The 16,576-nt window shown below is 49.8% G+C and carries 17 protein-coding genes and 1 tRNA gene; 7 read left to right on the plus strand and 11 right to left on the minus strand.

Features of this window, described 5'->3' with window-relative positions; genetic code table 11:
• Window positions 1–17: 17 nt before the first annotated feature.
• The 3 genes from ACGHZ6_RS13960 to flgB are packed head-to-tail and all read right to left on the minus strand — an operon-like array spanning window position 18 to window position 1,637.
• Window positions 18–734: a flagellar hook assembly protein FlgD gene (locus ACGHZ6_RS13960; RefSeq protein ID WP_390614585.1), complete on the minus strand. Its 717-nt coding sequence runs from the start codon at window positions 732–734 to the stop codon at window positions 18–20.
• Between the two features lie 28 nt (window positions 735–762).
• Complete coding sequence (gene flgC / locus ACGHZ6_RS13965) at window positions 763–1,209, minus strand: flagellar basal body rod protein FlgC (protein WP_390614586.1); 447 nt, start codon at window positions 1,207–1,209, stop codon at window positions 763–765.
• Between the two features lie 26 nt (window positions 1,210–1,235).
• The gene (flgB, locus tag ACGHZ6_RS13970; RefSeq protein ID WP_390614587.1) at window positions 1,236–1,637 is read right to left on the minus strand and encodes a flagellar basal body rod protein FlgB; all 402 of its coding nucleotides are present in this window, start codon (window positions 1,635–1,637) and stop codon (window positions 1,236–1,238) included.
• A gap of 289 nt (window positions 1,638–1,926) precedes the next feature.
• Here flgB and ACGHZ6_RS13975 point away from each other — a divergent pair, with 289 nt between their 5' ends.
• Window positions 1,927–2,613 carry a DUF4124 domain-containing protein gene (locus ACGHZ6_RS13975; protein ID WP_390614588.1) on the plus strand — a complete coding sequence of 229 codons (687 nt, stop codon included), beginning with the start codon at window positions 1,927–1,929 and terminating at the stop codon, window positions 2,611–2,613.
• A 76-nt stretch (window positions 2,614–2,689) separates the two neighbouring features.
• On the opposite strand, the gene ACGHZ6_RS13980 is transcribed toward ACGHZ6_RS13975, so the two are convergent.
• The 4 genes from ACGHZ6_RS13980 to ACGHZ6_RS13995 form a co-directional block, all read right to left on the minus strand.
• On the minus strand, window positions 2,690–4,114 hold the full coding sequence (locus ACGHZ6_RS13980) for a VWA domain-containing protein (RefSeq protein ID WP_390614589.1): 1,425 nt from the start codon (window positions 4,112–4,114) through the stop codon (window positions 2,690–2,692).
• Window positions 4,115–4,120: 6 nt separating this feature from the next.
• Window positions 4,121–5,053, minus strand: a complete 933-nt coding sequence (locus tag ACGHZ6_RS13985; protein WP_390619170.1) for an AAA family ATPase — start codon at window positions 5,051–5,053, stop codon at window positions 4,121–4,123.
• A 116-nt stretch (window positions 5,054–5,169) separates the two neighbouring features.
• Window positions 5,170–6,027 (minus strand): CheR family methyltransferase, encoded by an 858-nt coding sequence (locus ACGHZ6_RS13990; protein WP_390614590.1) that lies wholly within the window; start codon window positions 6,025–6,027, stop codon window positions 5,170–5,172.
• Window positions 6,028–6,155: 128 nt separating this feature from the next.
• The gene (locus ACGHZ6_RS13995) at window positions 6,156–7,118 is read right to left on the minus strand and encodes a chemotaxis protein CheV (RefSeq protein WP_390614591.1); all 963 of its coding nucleotides are present in this window, start codon (window positions 7,116–7,118) and stop codon (window positions 6,156–6,158) included.
• A gap of 203 nt (window positions 7,119–7,321) precedes the next feature.
• On the opposite strand from ACGHZ6_RS13995, the gene flgA reads away from it, so the two are divergent.
• The 4 genes from flgA to ACGHZ6_RS14015 all read left to right on the plus strand — a co-directional run bounded on the left by flgA (window position 7,322) and on the right by ACGHZ6_RS14015 (window position 9,953).
• On the plus strand, window positions 7,322–8,056 hold the full coding sequence (flgA, locus tag ACGHZ6_RS14000) for a flagellar basal body P-ring formation chaperone FlgA (RefSeq protein WP_390614592.1): 735 nt from the start codon (window positions 7,322–7,324) through the stop codon (window positions 8,054–8,056).
• 167 nt (window positions 8,057–8,223) lie between these two features.
• Window positions 8,224–8,544: a flagellar biosynthesis anti-sigma factor FlgM gene (flgM, locus tag ACGHZ6_RS14005; RefSeq protein ID WP_390614593.1), complete on the plus strand. Its 321-nt coding sequence runs from the start codon at window positions 8,224–8,226 to the stop codon at window positions 8,542–8,544.
• 112 nt (window positions 8,545–8,656) lie between these two features.
• Window positions 8,657–9,187 carry a flagella synthesis protein FlgN gene (locus ACGHZ6_RS14010; RefSeq protein ID WP_390614594.1) on the plus strand — a complete coding sequence of 177 codons (531 nt, stop codon included), beginning with the start codon at window positions 8,657–8,659 and terminating at the stop codon, window positions 9,185–9,187.
• Between the two features lie 34 nt (window positions 9,188–9,221).
• Complete coding sequence (locus ACGHZ6_RS14015) at window positions 9,222–9,953, plus strand: flagellar brake protein (RefSeq protein ID WP_390614595.1); 732 nt, start codon at window positions 9,222–9,224, stop codon at window positions 9,951–9,953.
• Here the strand turns inward: ACGHZ6_RS14015 and ACGHZ6_RS14020 are convergent.
• A complete protein-coding gene (locus tag ACGHZ6_RS14020) occupies window positions 9,921–11,309 on the minus strand; it encodes a TIGR04283 family arsenosugar biosynthesis glycosyltransferase (protein WP_390614596.1) in 1,389 nt (462 codons plus the stop codon). The genes ACGHZ6_RS14015 and ACGHZ6_RS14020 overlap by 33 nt on opposite strands.
• 8 nt (window positions 11,310–11,317) lie before the next feature.
• On the minus strand, window positions 11,318–12,307 hold the full coding sequence (arsS, locus tag ACGHZ6_RS14025) for an arsenosugar biosynthesis radical SAM (seleno)protein ArsS (protein ID WP_390614597.1): 990 nt from the start codon (window positions 12,305–12,307) through the stop codon (window positions 11,318–11,320).
• 128 nt (window positions 12,308–12,435) lie between these two features.
• On the opposite strand from arsS, the gene ACGHZ6_RS14030 reads away from it, so the two are divergent.
• Window positions 12,436–12,512 (plus strand) — tRNA-Arg (locus ACGHZ6_RS14030).
• 21 nt (window positions 12,513–12,533) lie between these two features.
• Window positions 12,534–13,241, plus strand: coding sequence for a 16S rRNA (uracil(1498)-N(3))-methyltransferase (locus ACGHZ6_RS14035; RefSeq protein WP_390614599.1), 708 nt, complete (start codon window positions 12,534–12,536; stop codon window positions 13,239–13,241).
• Window positions 13,242–13,260: 19 nt separating this feature from the next.
• On the opposite strand, the gene ACGHZ6_RS14040 is transcribed toward ACGHZ6_RS14035, so the two are convergent.
• Together ACGHZ6_RS14040 and ACGHZ6_RS14045 are read right to left on the minus strand one after the other, a co-directional pair.
• On the minus strand, window positions 13,261–15,711 hold the full coding sequence (locus ACGHZ6_RS14040; RefSeq protein WP_390614600.1) for an EAL domain-containing protein: 2,451 nt from the start codon (window positions 15,709–15,711) through the stop codon (window positions 13,261–13,263).
• A 127-nt stretch (window positions 15,712–15,838) separates the two neighbouring features.
• A complete protein-coding gene (locus ACGHZ6_RS14045; protein WP_390614601.1) occupies window positions 15,839–16,354 on the minus strand; it encodes an O-acetyl-ADP-ribose deacetylase in 516 nt (171 codons plus the stop codon).
• Window positions 16,355–16,576 lie beyond the last annotated feature (222 nt).

Consider the following 16,576-nt stretch of genomic DNA (forward strand, 5'->3'; position numbering starts at 1 on the left):
TCTCGTCGCTAATACACTTAGTTAAACTGTTTTACATCGCTCATATTGACTGAGCCATGACCTGCAAGGTTAAGGATCAACTTGCCATCCTGCCCCACTGTCACACTATTCACATTGGCACTCAACGCTGTATCCAGCTGCGTAGTTTCACCATCAATAGAGGCTGTAACATCAAATCGGTACTCACCCGGCGGTAGCCCTTCTTCATGGCTGGACTGCCAATCCAGTAACTCACCATTGGCTTCAAAGTTGTATCCGTCCCAACGGAAAAGTACTTCACCTTGCGACTGATAACCCATTGATACCTGATCGACAAGAGCACCGGCATCATCATAGATATTCACCTGCACATCGGAAGTACTGGCCGGCAAATCGATGCTGCCAGATACAAAGCTACCCGCATAAAGTTGCGTTGAAGATGCGGAAACCGTGACAGACCGCCCCACCAAAGAGGAAGCTTGTAACGCCTGGTTTGACATAAAGCTGTTAGTGAAGCCCTCAAAGTTATTATTGAGTCGATCAATCCCTTCTACAGAACTGAACTGAGCCAGCTGCGCAATAAAATCACCATTTTCTTCAGGGTTGAGCGGATCCTGATTGTTCAACTGCGCAATCATCAATTCCAGAAACGCCGACTGACCAAGTTCATTATCCTTTTTCTCGTCCTCAGTTTTGGTGGCAATCTGAAGATCACTTAAGCCGCTAGTAGCGCTGGCAGCACTTACATCACTCATGGTATCGACTCCCTAACCCGCTACCGAGTTACTGGCCAAGGGTCAGCACACGCTGAACCATTTGCTTGGCAGAATTCATGACTTCCACATTCACTTGAAAGGAACGGGACGCGGAGATCATATCGGTCATTTCTTCGACCACATTGACGTTGGGGTAAAACACATAACCCTCTTCATCAGCCATCGGATGATGGGGCTCATAACGGCGCTGCAGCTCGGCGTCACTCTCGACAATGCCCAACACCTCTACGCCTTTCTGGCTGTTGTTCTCCAGCGCGCTTTTACCAAAGGCGCTCTGAAATCCCATAGCGTCCTGATGGGCCGCAGCGAATACCGGCTTGCGAGCCCGATAAACATCATCGACACTAGAGCTTGCCGACTGTGCATTGGCCAGGTTACTGGCGGTAGTGTTCAAACGAACACTCTGTGCATTCATGCCAGAACCCGCGATATCAAAAACATTTCCCAGTGCCATGGTCTTTTCCTCAAACTCTCTCGAAATTATTCGCCGCGAATGGCGTTCATCAAGCCTTTAAACTTGCTGTTCAAAAACGTAAAACTGGCCTGAAATTGCAAACTGTTGCGCATATATTCTGCGTGCTCTACATGCTCTTCAACGGTATTGCCATCAATGGAAGGCTGGTTAGGCACTCGGTACATCGCATCACCATCTCCACCAAATCCTTCACTTAACTGATGACGCCCGTTAGTAGTATTCATCGCCAGGCTGCCCTCCCCCATATCCATTGAATCCGACAAAACCTTGCGAAAATCAATATCGCGAGCTTTGTAGTTCGGGGTATCCACATTGGTCAGGTTATTGGCCAACACCTCGGCGCGCTGCGCACGTACCTGCAGTGCTTGTTCGTGAATTCCCAGGGCGTTTTCAAAGTTGATGGACATAGGTTGTGTCTCACACTGTGGCAACCAGTTACTTGCCGTTTTTCAATTTACAAAGTTAAATGCAATCCCTATGCCAAACCCCAAGAACAATCGTAACCCATTGATTTTTATAATATTTCCATACAACCCACCAAAGTTGATAGAAGGCCTTTCCCTAAAAGCGGCAAGACTTTTCCCCCTGATTTCCCCTATAGATTTCAGACTACTTCGGGCACCAAACCCCAAGCTTGCGGTCTATACTCGGTAATGGTCATTGGAGATTTGCTCTCAGGTATTCCAAGGATCGATTATGGGTATTCAGCAGCTATCACGTGTGATATCGACAACACTTGCTATCAGTGCCTCCATATCTGTGCTCAGTGAAACGCCTGCGATCTATAAATGGCAGGACGATCAAGGCCGTACGTATTACAGCGACACCCCACCCCTCAATCACGATTTAGCACCACTGGCTCTGCCCGAATTAAACCTTCAGCCGACACAAACGAAGACGACCTCCGTTTCTCCAAATAAGGAGGGGCAAGAACCGCAATCAGTTATTAAAAGAACAAATCGTAAGGGGGTGATCGGCAGCCTGGAAAGCGGCGAAGAAGAGGCCACTGTCAGCGAAAGAAAAGCCAACGACCAAGAGACATACTATTACCCGCCCTACTATTACCCGCCTTACTACCCAAGCAGACCATCCCATCGACAGGGAAAGTTCCAAGACAAACACAGGTATACCAAACCCTGCTACGATGGAAGAGGATGCCGAAATTCGGAAAAACCCTTTAAGAAGCGGCACAATAACTATAGCGCTGATAACAACCAGCACTTATATAAAGACCAGAACAAGCAGGGACAACACAAGAAAAGATACTACCCCGAACAGGGTTATCGCCAGCGCGCTACGGCCCGCTACCCAGAGTTTAAACGGCCAAATTTATACTGGGATCCCTACCCCTATAACAGGCAAAACTACAATAGGAAGCACTAGGTATTATCGCTGATACACTAAGGCTATATAGCCAACAGGTGACAGGACAACCCCCTTGCCTCACCACAATTGAATATCAACTATATTTCAGAATGGTGCCAATAATACGGTTAAGATCCCTTAAAGAATTACAGGTCTCCACCCGGGAGCAGTAAGGCGCATAATCCGCCATAATGGAGTCGCCGGTATTCCAGCTTGATGCCCTTTCGGGATTCAACCACAACACACGCTGACTGCGACGATAGACGTCCTGCCAGATATCCGCCCTGCCAGGGCCATTGTTGTTTCTGGCATCGCCCAGCATAATGACAGTGGTTTTGTTATCGACACCCTTTAGCGCCAGATTTTGAAAATCTTCCAGTGATTGATCGTAACTGGTCGACTGATTGGCCCAACCGGCCATCACTTCAGCCAGCGCCTCATCCATCGGCATGGTTTCAAAAAAGTCAGTAACCTCCCCCATACGCGAAGCAAACACAAACGAGCGCACCCGCGGCATTACATCTTGCAGGCTATAGAGGAACATCAACAAAAAACGCGCCACACGACTTACCGAGCCACTGACATCGCAAATCACCATAACCTTGGGTCGGTCAATCTTGGTCGATTTCCACTTGGTATGAAAGAGAATGCCATCAAAAGCCGCATTGGCAGCCACCGTTTTGCGAACATCCAACAAACCGCGTCGGGTAATACGACGCCGACGGCTATGCATACTGGCCAATTGTTTCGCCGCTTTACGCACCAGCTCACTCATTTGTTTATAGTGAGCCAAATCGACATTGGTCAGTTTCACCTTTTGCAAGTTTTCACGTCGTAACTGCTGACCTTTTTCCGCAGCAAACAACATAAACTGCTGCTCAACATAATCCCGCACCTGTTGCTGCAGAATATCGCGACGCTGTGACAATTCCCGATAGAGCTCCTGCTGCGACTCATCCTGATGCAACTCAGCCAATTCGGCATTGAGTTCTTCGCTCCCCATCTGCTGCATCATCTGGTAGCTAAAACGGGATTTCTGGGTAAATACCTGCATATCTCGCACGCCGACAGCTTCACCTGCCTCAGCCATAGCAATCGCTAAACTGGCCTGGTCGTCAGCCATTAATTGCTGACCTAATGATGAAGAAGCGCCACCACCGCTGCCAGAGGCAGGGCCATCTCCTTCACTTTCACCTTCACCTTGCTGATCCTGATCCGATTCCGTACTTTGACTATCAGAGCTTTGCTCATCAGTGTTTTCACTACTCGACGTTTCCGGCTCATCGGCACCCGGCTCTTGCGGCGCGGTAAATTGGAAGAACTGATCAAACAGTTTCTCGTAGGTCACCTTATGGTCGACGGTTTTAGCAAGAACCAGGGCCAAGCCTGCACGCAAACTCTCGCGGTTGTCGACACCGATTAAATCCGATGCTCGCAGCGCATCGAGCGTTTCCGCAGGAGAGATAGGCAAACCCGCCTGACGCAACGCCTCAATAAATCGGCCTATCACTAGATCCATAACTAACTACTTTTTGAGCCCAGACAACAACTGATTCAATTCCGGCTCAACCACTTCAATGTCATCCTGGAATTTCAACAGCAGATTCAAGGTATCGGAAACCCACTGACGATCAAGTTGCTCAACGTTTAACAGCAACAGGGCTCTTGCCCAATCGATGGTTTCGCTTACAGCTGGCACCTTCTTCAATGCCATCTGGCGTAACTCATTAACAAAATCCACCAATTGCTGACGCAGGTTATCCCCCATATCCGGTACCTGCTGGGCAATGATTTTGGCTTCCAGTGCAGGTGTGGGGAAATCAATATAGAGGTGCAAACAGCGACGCTTTAGAGCATCCCCAAGCTCGCGGGTATTGTTACTGGTGAGAAATACAATCGGTTTGGATTTGGCTTTCACCGTACCAATTTCCGGCACACTGACCTGGTAATCGGACAGCAATTCCAGCAGAAAGGCCTCAAACTCCTGATCTGATTTATCAATTTCATCGATCAGCAGTACGGCGCCATCCTCTGCTCGCAAGGCCTGCAATAAGGGACGAGACTCCAGAAACTCTTCGGAATAGAAAATATCGCCAAACTGATGCAGTCGATCAACCGATTCATCCAGGCCTTTGGCACCACGCATCACATCACCCAGCTGATCCTTTAACAACTGGGTGTACAGAAGCTGCTTGCCGTATTTCCACTCATAGAGCGCCTTGCTCTCATCCAGCCCTTCATAACACTGCATGCGAATCAGGGGAGCACTGAGGTATTCAGAGGTGATTTTAGCCAGTTCAGTTTTGCCCACTCCTGGCGGACCCTCGACCAAAATCGGCTTCTGCAACTGACAGGCCAGATAGACGGCAGTGGCAATGGCATCACTGCACACATACCCCAAACCTTCAAAGTTGGTCTTGAGCACCTCGGACGAGGCAATTTTTTCAGCATGCTTAATAATCACGGAATAACCCATTTCTCAATAATCAGGGTTATTCTAACGCAATTTCACCGACTGAGGAGATGGCCTAATCAGACTAAAAAGCAGGTTAAAAAGCAGGCCAAAAAGACAATTTAGCGGGCCCGGTACATAATTCCCGGATTACAGTGGACCATTTCGAACAAATCACCCGCACCCGCCAGCCCTTCCGATGACCCCAATACCAGAATCCCGCCAGGCTTAAGTACAGCATGCATACGGCGCAGGATATCTTCCTTCAGCTCTGCCGAAAAATAGATCAACACATTGCGACAGAAGATAAGATCAAAGCGCCCTATACCAATAAAGGGATCCATCAGGTTCAGGGCCTTAAACTGCACACGCTCCCGAATAGCGGGTTTAACACGCCAGGTCTCGTTATTAAGTTTGTCAAAAAAGCTATCCAAACGCTCGCGGGCTAAGCCACGAACCACTGACATCTTGTCGTATTCCCCGCTTTTACACTGCTCCAACATCGCTGAGGACAGATCCGTTGCCACAATCTCAACAGGACGAGGTAATACACCCATATTGATACGGCGATATTCTTCGGCCGTCATACTGATGGAATAAGGCTCCTGACCGGAGGAACAAGCCGCAGACCAAATACGCAGAGGGCCGATGGCACCCTTTTGATTCTGTAATTCGGGGAAAATCGTTTGTTTGAGGTATTCAAACGGGTAGGTATCACGAAACCAGAAGGTTTCATTGGTGGTCATCGCATCAATGACTTCGGTACGTAAGCGCGAATGGCGCGAACGCTGCATCTGCTCAACCAATTGGGTTAAGGAATCCAGCTGGTTATCCGCAAGAATACGACGGATCCGGGTAGTCACCAGATATTGCTTGTTTTCTGACAGGGAAATGCCACAGGCATCCTTGAGAAACAGCCGAAACTTTTCAAACTCTTCCGGTTCCAGCTGCCCGCTTCTGGTTGCCAGCTTATCGCCCATAACACTCCGCATTTACTCTGAAATCCACGGTCACTAAATAAAAAGGGAAAACGTTAAACTGGCTGCCCGAGGATAATTCCCGACCAGCCAGTTAACCAAGGGGTGCAAGCCTAACAAAAAGCCGCGCTTTATTCTTCCCCTTCATCCTCTTCGAGCACACTTTCACCGGTCATTTCCAACACCCGGTCGTTGACTCGGCGAGCCAACTCGTCGGGATTGAACTTGGCCAGGAAGTCATTAGCACCCACTTTTTTCACCATCGCCTCATTAAAGACTCCACTCAATGAGGTATGCAGGATGATATGCAGATCCTTCAAGCCCGGATGATTCCTGACCTCTGCGGTAAAGGTGTAGCCATCCATTTCCGGCATCTCGATATCAGAGATCACCAGAACCAGCTCGGCATAGGGATCCACGCCATCCTCCACCAGTCCGGCCAGATACTCGTAGGCTTCACGACCATCCTTTTTCAGCGTTGTCTTGATGCCCATAGATTCAACAACCCGCTGAATCTGTTTACGGGCAATGGTGGAATCATCAACGATCAGAACATGTTTCTGAACCACACGCTCGGCAATACCATCCTCAAAAACACCCTCACTGATCTCTTCGGGCAGCGGCGAAACTTCGGCGAGAATTTTTTCCACGTCAATAATTTCAACCAACTTGCCTTCCACCTCGGTGACAGCGGTCAGGTAGTTCTCCTTACCTGCCCCCTTGGGTGGCGGATGAATATCTTCCCAGTTCATATTGACAATGCGCTCGACCGATCGCACCAGAAACCCCTGGGTGGTACGGTTATACTCCGTAATAATGACAAAACAGTTTTCAACATCAGGCAAAGGACGCCGACCAATAGCCTGATTCATATCCATAATGGAGATGGTTCCACCACGGATATGGGCGACACCACATACCACAGGGTTGCGCTTAGGTATTTCATTAAGCGCCGGGCATTGCAATACCTCTTTTACTTTAAAAACGTTAATGCCATAGAGCTGCTCGCCCCCAAGGCGGAACAACAGTAGCTCGAGACGGTTTTGCCCCACCAACTGTGTTCGCTGATTAACGCTGTCTAATACGCCAGCCATGTAGACTCCTCTATATGCCTTACCGCCGCAGGATGCCTGCAACAAGCCCTGGGTCCCCCCAGCAACCCGGCACGCAGTTTGCTTACCGGATAGTTATCTGTAGTTAACGGCAAAAAACCAACGCACTTTAGATGAAGTGCGGAAATAGCGCCCAAATAAAACATAACAGATAACTAATACCTTTAGAGCATAGGTCAAATACCATGAAAGTTCGTAGTTTTTATACGCTCCTACTACTTTCAACCCTGATATTACCGGGGCTGGCAGCCTATGCCCAACCTTTAGGTCACCAGTACGAACCCATCGGTCAATTGCAGCAGGCGGTATACCATTTTATCGAAGATGAAATGCCTTCGGTGACCCAAGGCAGAAGTATCGAAAGCACAAAAATTGACGTTCGCCGTATAGATCCCCGCCTCCGCCTCAGCAAATGCGACGGACCTTTGACACACCAATTAATGCAAAACCGCAATGTGGGTGGCAATTTAACCGTTAAAAGCAGCTGTCAGGGCTCAACCCCTTGGTCGATTTATACCTCAGCCAAGGTACAGATGATTAGCCCTATCCTGGTAGCCAATCGCCAGCTGAGCCGAGGCGACACCCTCTCCCCTGCCGATATTCGCCTGGAGCCGCGCGATACCAACAGCATCAGCTACGGCTTTATCACCGATATGGATCTGGCCCTGGGTATGGAGCTAAAACGCCCCATACGGGAAGGAGAAGCACTGCGCAAATCCCAACTGGTGGAGCCCATGGCCGTACTTAAAGGCGATAGCGTCGTTATTGAAGCCGTTGCCGGCGCCATAACCGTGGTCGCCCCCGGTGAAGCCCTAAGCAATGGTCGCACGGGACAACAAATTAAGGTACGCAACACCAAATCTGACCGCGTTGTCAGGGCTAAAGTGGTTAGCCCAGGCAAAGTTCAAGTTATTTTATAATCTGTCGTTATAAGGAGGCCGCTGTTTGCCGGAGAAAAAAATTAGTAATTTTTGTTAAAGTTACTCTATAAGCCGCCGATACCCCCACTGAGGGTACCACTAGGCTTGTAAAAAAGCCTTTTAAAGGCCCGGCATAGACAGTCGATATATTTATGGGAATTGCAGCTATGGTTATTGATCCAAACAATGGGCTAAATCCAGCAAATACGGGTGGAGCCAAAAATCGCGGCGCCGGTGGCGTCAGTACTCATAAACCCGATTCGCAGCCAGCAGGCAGTAATGCGAAACCGGCAGCGCCAGGAGACAGTGTGGTATTGAGCACTGAAGCACAGACACTCAATCGTCTGGAAGCACAGATCAATGCTTCTCCAGAAGTGGATGCTGCTCGCGTTGCCGCCATTAAAGAGGCTATTGCCAACGGCAGCTTTGAGATTAATTCAGAACGTATCGCCGAGCGCATGCTCGACAACGATGACATGCTAAGTTGACGCCCAATCGTTACAACACCCATATAACGAAGACTGTACACACGAGAGACTGAAGCGCTGCAATTCCCCGTTCACGTCATCGGTCTCTCTACCGCCATCACTGGAGGTTCCTATGTCGAGCACCACCCAAAACACTGGCTCCCAATCCGCCAATACTTCTATGGGCGCCGTCCCGGTAAGCCCTAAAGCCCTGTTTAATCAGGTTGAGCACGATATCCAAATCTGCGATCAGCTTATCGAGCTACTGCAGCAAGAAAGCGAAGCGCTCAAGCAGCGCCAAACCCAGACACTCGAAGGCCTGATTCCCGTAAAGAACAGCCTCTTGGGTGCCCTGGCCAATAGCGCAAATCAGCGCCGCAGCTGGTTACAAGCCCAAGGCAAACCCACCGACGAAAGCCACTGGCTGCAACTACTACAGGAAATGGGTGGCCAGAAGCTGCTCGATCAGTGGCAGATCTTTAATGACAAGCTCAGCAACAGCCAGCACCTCAATGAGGTGAATGGCAAAATGATTGCCCGAGGCCAACAAACGATCAATCGCCTACTGGATATCCTGCGTGGTCAGTTTGATGCCCCCAAGCTCTACAACCAGAGCGGCACCACTCAAGTCCATAAAAGCAGCAAAGGTATGGTGAAAGCCTAAACTATAGGAAAGACCAGCTGCTGCGGAAAAGACTATGGAAGATACCGGACAGTATCTGACCGACCGGAACGATATTTACCGCGTCCTGCGCTCACTGCAATTAACCCGCAGCATGCTAACCCTGCGCTTCAGTGGCGATCACCACGCTTACAGCAGCCTGCTGATACATACCGACCTGGATAACCAACAATTTGTCGTCGATGAGGTTAATCCGCCGGCGGGCAATGAAAAATTAAAAAGCGGCCAGGAATTTACCCTGATTGCCTTCTATGAAGGCGTGCAGGTCACCAGCAAAAATAACCGCGTAATTCCCTCTGCCCATCCGGAATTTAAACACGCCTACACCATTGCCTTTCCCAATAAAATCAATCACAAGCAACGCCGCGATGCCTACCGCACTCACCTCAATAGCCGCCAGAGCAGCTCAATTACGCTGAGCAATGAGCGAGAGAAATCACTCACAGGTAATATTACCGATCTGTCGACCACGGGCATCGGCTGTCAATTTCAGGGCTTTGTGCGCCCGGAAATCCAGCGCGAAGAATTGTTTGAGCATTGCGGCATACGCATCAACTCGAACTTTGAATTGCACTGCTCACTCGTGGCCAAGCACCCGCGGTATGATCGCAGCCAAAATGTAACTCTGTGCGGTTTTGAATTTGTTGACCTCGATAAGGTTCAACAACGACAACTGGATAGATACACGCTGCAAATTCAACGGGAAAACCGCAAATCAGGTCAGCGCAGCGACATCCCTTTTGCCTAAAACTTCCACTAAATCATCGACAATAGCACGGGTAGAAGCATCCTCATGCAACAGCACTAAATCCTCTGGACGGTCGATATCGGCTAGGGCCTCCAGGCAGTGATAACGCCACCCCAGCTGATCTAGACGCGACAGTGTTTGCTGATAAACCCGCTCACTGCCCCACTCAACCTCCTCAAAAACACGCCATTCTGCCTGCGTTAATGCCAGCAAGGTATAGCCACCATCCTGGGCCGGAATAATCACGGCCTGATTACCCGCATCCAATGCAGTAATTACCTGTTCAATTTGTCTGGATGTAATAAACGGGCAATCACTACCAACCAAAATTACTGCACTGTATTGCTGCAATACGGTCTGACAAATATTGGACATGCGCTGCCCCAAATCCTGACCCTGCTGTAACTGCACTTGCAAGGGATAGCGCTGATGCAGCGATTGAAAAAACGGGGACTCAGGCTGATCACTGACCCAGAGCTGCAAACTGGCATCAGAGCATTGCACCAAATTACTGACCACATGCTGTACCAGTCGCTGATGCAGCTCCACACTTTGCTCAACACTTAACTGTGGCTGCATACGGGTTTTGACTTTACCCAGCACCGGCGCTTTGGCCAACTGCGCAATACAGGGGTTGTTTTGTTTGGGTTGAGGATTGATTCCATACCAGGGTGCCAAGCGCTGTGGCTTAAAGCCAATAAAATACAGCAAACGTAACGACCACATTAATAACACCGTCCGCACTACGCCACGGGATTCCCAGCGCCGACTGTCGGTTTCTACAGGCACAGACATAACCTTGGGAGCACTGCGCTGGCGCAAACGCTTGCTGATTTCGACATCTTCCATCAGCGGAATATCAGAGAAACCACCAAGCTGATCCCACACCGAACGCTCAACAAAAATTGCCTGATCACCTGTGGCCACAGACGTTAAGCGAGACCGCCAGGAAATTGCACACTCAATAACACGAAAAGGCCAACGTCGACTGCTTAAGCGGACAGGGAAAAACCCCCACGCTACATCGCGCTGCTTCAAAGACTCAAAGCTGCCGAGCACTTCGTCCACTTCCGCCTGCGGCAAACGGGTATCTGCATGGAGAAATAACAAATAGTGACCCGCCGCACGTTTAGCGCCAGCGTTCATTTGTCGTGCTCGACCACGCTCTGCAACAAAGGCTTTATCAGCATGATCCTTCGCCAATGCCAGGGTGTCATCATCACTGCCACCATCAACCACAATCAGTTCCACGCCTTGCTGACGCCACAACTGTAGCGGTTTTAAATAGGCCAACAGGTTTTTAGCCTCGTTGAGTACTGGAATAATGATCGAGAGATTTACAGTAGGCTTTTGCATATGAGAAGTTAAACAGCGTCCAATGCACCACCACAGCTACTGCCCTGCCCGGCGGTACAACCATAGCAATGGTCACCCACAACGATAGACTCACCGACAAAGTCATGGTGAATCAACTCACTGATATGCCGCGGTGAAACAGCATCGGAACCTATAACACCATCAACCTGCTTATGCAGCGGCAAGGATAGCATCTGATTAAAATCGCAGTCATAAACATCGCCCTGCCAATCAACACTGATCAAAGAGCGACACATCACCGAAGACAGGTTCTCACTGGAGAAGCTGCCCTTGAGCAGCTGCATATAATCGTTAAATTGATTTTTGGCCAGCAGCATAGCGCCAAAGCGGCTGATGGGCATATTGGTAATGGTTAACAGGCGATTAAAATGCACACCGTGATCGGCCAATAATTGCGCCTTATAGTCAGCCTCCAGCGCCTCTTGGGCTGGCGGTAAGAAAGCCCCGTTAGGGTTGTAAACCAAATCCAGTGGCAGTGCCGGGTCAATGCCATAACCCAAGGCATTGAGTTTTTGTAATCCCTCAATGGAAGCCTGAAACACCCCCTTGCCCCGCTGCTCATTCACATTTTGCTCGGCATAACATGGCAGCGATGCCGTTACATGAACCTGCTGTTGAGCGAGGAACTCTGCCAGATCTTCGTAACCCGGCTCAGACAAGATGGTCAGATTACAGCGGTCAATCACCGTAGCGTTCATTTTTCGGGCAGCGGTGACCAGCTCACGAAAATGCGGATTCATTTCCGGCGCACCACCGGTAAGATCCAGGCACTGAATCTGTTGCTGCGCCACAAAACGTAACACACTATCGACTGTGCACTTTTCCATCAGTTCGGTGCGTTTGGGGCCAGCATTCACATGACAATGCGTGCAACTTAAATTACACAGATAACCAAGATTGACCTGCAGAATCTCTAACTGCCCACGACGCAATGCGGGAAAATCACCTGGCAGTAACAGCGGGCGGGTATCTTTCATGTCACTTCATCCTTCACGTTTGCAGCGAGGGTAATGGATATTGCTAGCTATGACCACAAAAGCTAGCGATTGATTCCATAATTAGTTCTTGTTCATCTGCTGTAGTGGTCATTATAATGCTGTCGCGAGTCCCCTTGGCACAGCTGGATAGCGCGGCCCCCTCCTAAGGGGCAGGTCAGAGGTTCGAATCCTCTAGGGGACGCCATTTTACAACGCACTCTTTCCCATGAACTTGATCCTGCTTTTTGACGACGATTTTATTGCACCTCAACAGGTGGTTTTACGCGATCGCCGCTTCCAACATATCAAACAAATCCATCGCGCCGCCCAAGGCGATACGCTGGGCGTTGGTCAGTTAAATGGCTTAACAGGACAAGGGAAAATCACCCGTCTTACGGATCAAGAAGTGGAATTGCAGGTCACGCTCGATAAAGAGCCTCCAGCACCACTGCCAATCAATCTGATTCTGGCACTGCCGCGCCCGCAAATGCTTAAACGCACACTGCAAACCATTGCCACTATGGGCGTTAAAACCCTGCACCTGATCCATAGTAACCGGGTGGAAAAGAGTTTTTGGCAAACGCCTCAGCTACAGGAAGACAAGGTACTCGAAGAACTACTGCTGGGACTGGAACAGGCCAAGGACACTACGCTGCCACACATCGAATACCACAAGCGTTTTCGCCCGTTTGCGGAAGACATTGCCCCGCAATTGGCACAGAACTCAAAGGCCCTGGTTGCACACCCCGGTCCCTACCCCGAGTGCCCACAAAAGCAACAGCAACCTATCACCCTTGCGGTTGGCCCCGAAGGTGGCTTTGTCGATTATGAAATAGAAAAGTTCGAAGCGGCAGGGTTTGAACCGATTTCACTGGGTCAACGCATTCTGCGAGTAGAAACCGCAATCCCGGTACTACTCGCCAAGCTGTTCTAACTCAACTGCTTTATTGCTTTTAGCCCAACTGCTGTAATGACTTCTGTTCGGAAATCAGTAACTGCTGAAAATCCTCTACCATGAGCGGCTTGCAGAATAGGAAGCCCTGGTAGTAGTCGCAGTTGAAGCCCTTAAGAATCTCCACCTGTTCCTTGTCTTCAACACCTTCTGCAATCACATTCAGATCCAACAGTCGTCCCATGGTGATAATGGTTTCCACCAGTACCCGGTCACTGCGATCATAGCTAATATCACGGATAAAGCTGCGGTCGATCTTTAAGGTACTCACCGGCAGGCGCTTTAAGTAACTGATCGATGAATAACCGGTACCGAAATCATCCAGCGAGAAGCTAATACCCATCGACGTCAGGGTTGTCAGAGTGCTAATCGCCTCTTCGACATTATGAATAACCACCCCTTCGGTGATTTCCATATCCAGGCTTTTTTCCGGAATAGGAATATGGTGCAGAATTTTGGCCACATCATCGACAAATGCCTGGCGGCGGAACTGGCGCGGGCTGATATTAATACTCAGCTTCATGCCCTCTTCCCATACGCCCATCTCGTGCCAGATTTGCAACTGGCGACAGGCTTCCTCAATCACCCATTGACCGACATCCAAAATCAAGCCCGATGTTTCCAAAATAGGAATAAACTCTACCGGAGACACCAGTCCCCGCTCCGGGTGACGCCAGCGCAATAACGCCTCAGCACCAACCACCTTGTCGGTTTTGGCACAAATTTTTGACTGATAGAACAACTCAAACTGATTATCTTCCAACGCGCGGTGCAGTTCACCTTCCATCACCAACTGGCGGCTGACTTTATCGGCCATATCGACATTAAAGAATTCGATAGCATCGCGGCCTTTTTCCTTCACCTGATACATGGCGGTATCAGCAAAGCGCAATAGCTCGTGCACCGAGCTTTCTTTATCGGAATAAACCACAATACCAATACTGCAAGACACGTGCAGTTTCATGTCTTCGTGGTAGTAAGGCTCGGAGATATATTTACGGATTTTTTCAGCCACTTCACCGGCTTTGAGGGCAGCTGTTTCGATTTCACTGTCCAGCACCGTCAAGGCAACAACAAACTCATCACCGCTAAGGCGCGCCACCAGGTCCTCTTCACGCACCACGTCGGTTAATCGGTTTGCTACCTTCTTCAGAACCTGATCACCCACAGGGTGGCCCAGTGAATCGTTAATATTTTTAAAATGGTCGAGGTCAATAAACAGTACCGCGCCGAAATAGTTATGGCGACGAGCCCGACACAACTCATGCTCCAAACGCTCAACCAGGTACAAACGGTTGGGCAGATTGGTGAGCGCATCGTGATAGGCCATGTACTCCATCTTATCTTCGGCACTTTTACGATCAGTCATATCGTTGGCGACGATCAGGTTGTAATCCTCGCCACGCATGGAGATACCCTTCACATTACCTTGCATATAGTGACGCTTGCCGTCTACTGAATAAAAGTAGCCCTCAAACGGCACGGCCTGATCGTAGTAATCATTGGTGCGGCCTACCAAACGCGGAATAATTTCTGGGTCATCGCGATAGACAAATTCAAAATCGCCCATATTGCTCTGCAACATTGTGCCGACATCCTTACCGTAGAACTCAGCCATATACTGGTTGCAGAATTTGATATCGCCGTCTTTGTTAAGCAGCCCCACGATAGCTGGCAGATTGTTGACCACATTGCTGACCATCTGCTCGCTGTTGCGCAGCTCCTCTTCTACCTCCAGACGTCGGCCCAGGGCATCTTCTACGGCATTAAGCATTTGGTTACTGCTGGTTACCAGCTGTGCCAGCTCATCGGTGCGATGATCTGGCAGAGAGGTCAGACGCTTTTCAGCGGGGTGTTCGGGATTAATGGCTTTAATTTCGCTGACCAGCCGGATCAAAGGGCGAGTAAGCAGGTAATAGAAGGCACCGAATAACATCAGTACCAACAGCATATTACGGAAAAACCCGGACAAGATAACGAACACGGATCGATCAAAGAAACCGGCCAAGGCAGTATCCAGATCAACATCAAATTCAATCTTGCCGGTGGTGGTATCGCCGTAACCGGGAATACTTAAGCTGGCATTATAGCGACGCGAATCACCGGCAATATGGCGGGTCAGCCAGGCGGTGGCCGTTTGCTTGCGGGGTTTGGTGCCCCGCGCCAAGACATTGCCCAGCTCATCGGTAATGGAAACATTGTAAATAAAGTCGTAGGTCAGCAAGCCATTGACCACCTCGACCGAAAGATCATCGTCGAGGGTGTGAACCGCACGGGCCGCCGGTGGTGCAGCAACCTCAATAACCCGATTAATCAAGGCCTCCAGGGCCTCTTCCTGCCCTTGATAATCGAGATACAGTTGGATTGAGCTCATCACCAACCCCAAAACAAAAGCCAGGATTACGCCGACCTTCGCCAAGCGGAATGAGATACCTTTAAAAAATGCCTGCATATGTTCTCGATCTTTCCAAATTGGGCCTTGCCCGATACCGCCTTACGGCCCTTTTCCCTTCTACTCGCCCCTGTCATTTTCAGGCTCGCACCTTCACGGGGCCGCCTATTATACATTAGGCCATAATTTAGTCAGCGGTATTCAACACTCGATGGTAACGTTCTGCCATTTCGCCATCAAAACAGCAGAATATCACCTGCTCTAGACTGGTATTGAAGGCTAAGCTGCTACGCACGGTATCCACAGCAATAACGACAGCCTGATCCAGCGGGTAGCCATAGACACCGCAACTGATGGCCGGAAAAGCAATGGATTGGTAACGCTCAGCTTCCGCCATGGCAATACATTGCCGGTAGCAGGAAGCCAAAAGCTCAGCCTCCCCCTGGCTTCCGCCACGCCATATAGGCCCAACGGCATGGAATATCGCCTGCGCCGGTAGCGCGAAGGCTGGCGTTGCCTTAGCACTGCCGGTTGAACAGCCCCCCAGAAGCCTGCAGGCCGCCTGTAGCTTCTCTGCACCTGCGGCACGATGAATGGCGCCATCCACGCCTCCGCCCCCTGCCAGAGCCGAATTGGCGGCATTAACAATGACATCGACCTCAAGCCGCGTGATATCCCCCTCAACCACGGTTAACTGCGTCATCAGAATGACTCCTTATCTGGAACAAGCCTTGCAACAAGTAAGTACCAAAAGGTGATTAATGGAAGGATATGCCATTTTTCCAACATTACACCACAGTTAAACACCAAAGTTAGGACAACAGGTCAGCAATGTAATGCAACTATCGAATTTATATAAAAAAACTGGCGGTAGTAACAAAAGCGTACTACAACTTATGCCAGAGACGCCGATAGCCCAAATAGG

It is taken from the genome of Maricurvus nonylphenolicus, from assembly GCF_042854845.1.
Taxonomy (GTDB): Bacteria; Pseudomonadota; Gammaproteobacteria; order Pseudomonadales; family Cellvibrionaceae; genus Maricurvus; species Maricurvus nonylphenolicus.

Bases quoted from the DNA above. Each gene is read 5' to 3' on its own strand.
- ACGHZ6_RS13960 (WP_390614585.1), bottom strand. From the start codon at position 734: ATGAGTGATGTAAGTGCTGCCAGCGCTACTAGCGGCTTAAGTGATCTT.
- flgC (WP_390614586.1), bottom strand. From the start codon at position 1,209: ATGGCACTGGGAAATGTTTTTGATATCGCGGGTTCTGGCATGAATGCA.
- flgB (WP_390614587.1), bottom strand. From the start codon at position 1,637: ATGTCCATCAACTTTGAAAACGCCCTGGGAATTCACGAACAAGCACTG.
- ACGHZ6_RS13975 (WP_390614588.1), top strand. From the start codon at position 1,927: ATGGGTATTCAGCAGCTATCACGTGTGATATCGACAACACTTGCTATC.
- ACGHZ6_RS13980 (WP_390614589.1), bottom strand. From the start codon at position 4,114: ATGGATCTAGTGATAGGCCGATTTATTGAGGCGTTGCGTCAGGCGGGT.
- ACGHZ6_RS13990 (WP_390614590.1), bottom strand. From the start codon at position 6,027: ATGGGCGATAAGCTGGCAACCAGAAGCGGGCAGCTGGAACCGGAAGAG.
- ACGHZ6_RS13995 (WP_390614591.1), bottom strand. From the start codon at position 7,118: ATGGCTGGCGTATTAGACAGCGTTAATCAGCGAACACAGTTGGTGGGG.
- flgA (WP_390614592.1), top strand. From the start codon at position 7,322: ATGAAAGTTCGTAGTTTTTATACGCTCCTACTACTTTCAACCCTGATA.
- flgM (WP_390614593.1), top strand. From the start codon at position 8,224: ATGGTTATTGATCCAAACAATGGGCTAAATCCAGCAAATACGGGTGGA.
- ACGHZ6_RS14010 (WP_390614594.1), top strand. From the start codon at position 8,657: ATGTCGAGCACCACCCAAAACACTGGCTCCCAATCCGCCAATACTTCT.
- ACGHZ6_RS14015 (WP_390614595.1), top strand. From the start codon at position 9,222: ATGGAAGATACCGGACAGTATCTGACCGACCGGAACGATATTTACCGC.
- ACGHZ6_RS14020 (WP_390614596.1), bottom strand. From the start codon at position 11,309: ATGCAAAAGCCTACTGTAAATCTCTCGATCATTATTCCAGTACTCAAC.
- arsS (WP_390614597.1), bottom strand. From the start codon at position 12,307: ATGAAAGATACCCGCCCGCTGTTACTGCCAGGTGATTTTCCCGCATTG.
- ACGHZ6_RS14035 (WP_390614599.1), top strand. From the start codon at position 12,534: ATGAACTTGATCCTGCTTTTTGACGACGATTTTATTGCACCTCAACAG.
- ACGHZ6_RS14040 (WP_390614600.1), bottom strand. From the start codon at position 15,711: ATGCAGGCATTTTTTAAAGGTATCTCATTCCGCTTGGCGAAGGTCGGC.
- ACGHZ6_RS14045 (WP_390614601.1), bottom strand. From the start codon at position 16,354: ATGACGCAGTTAACCGTGGTTGAGGGGGATATCACGCGGCTTGAGGTC.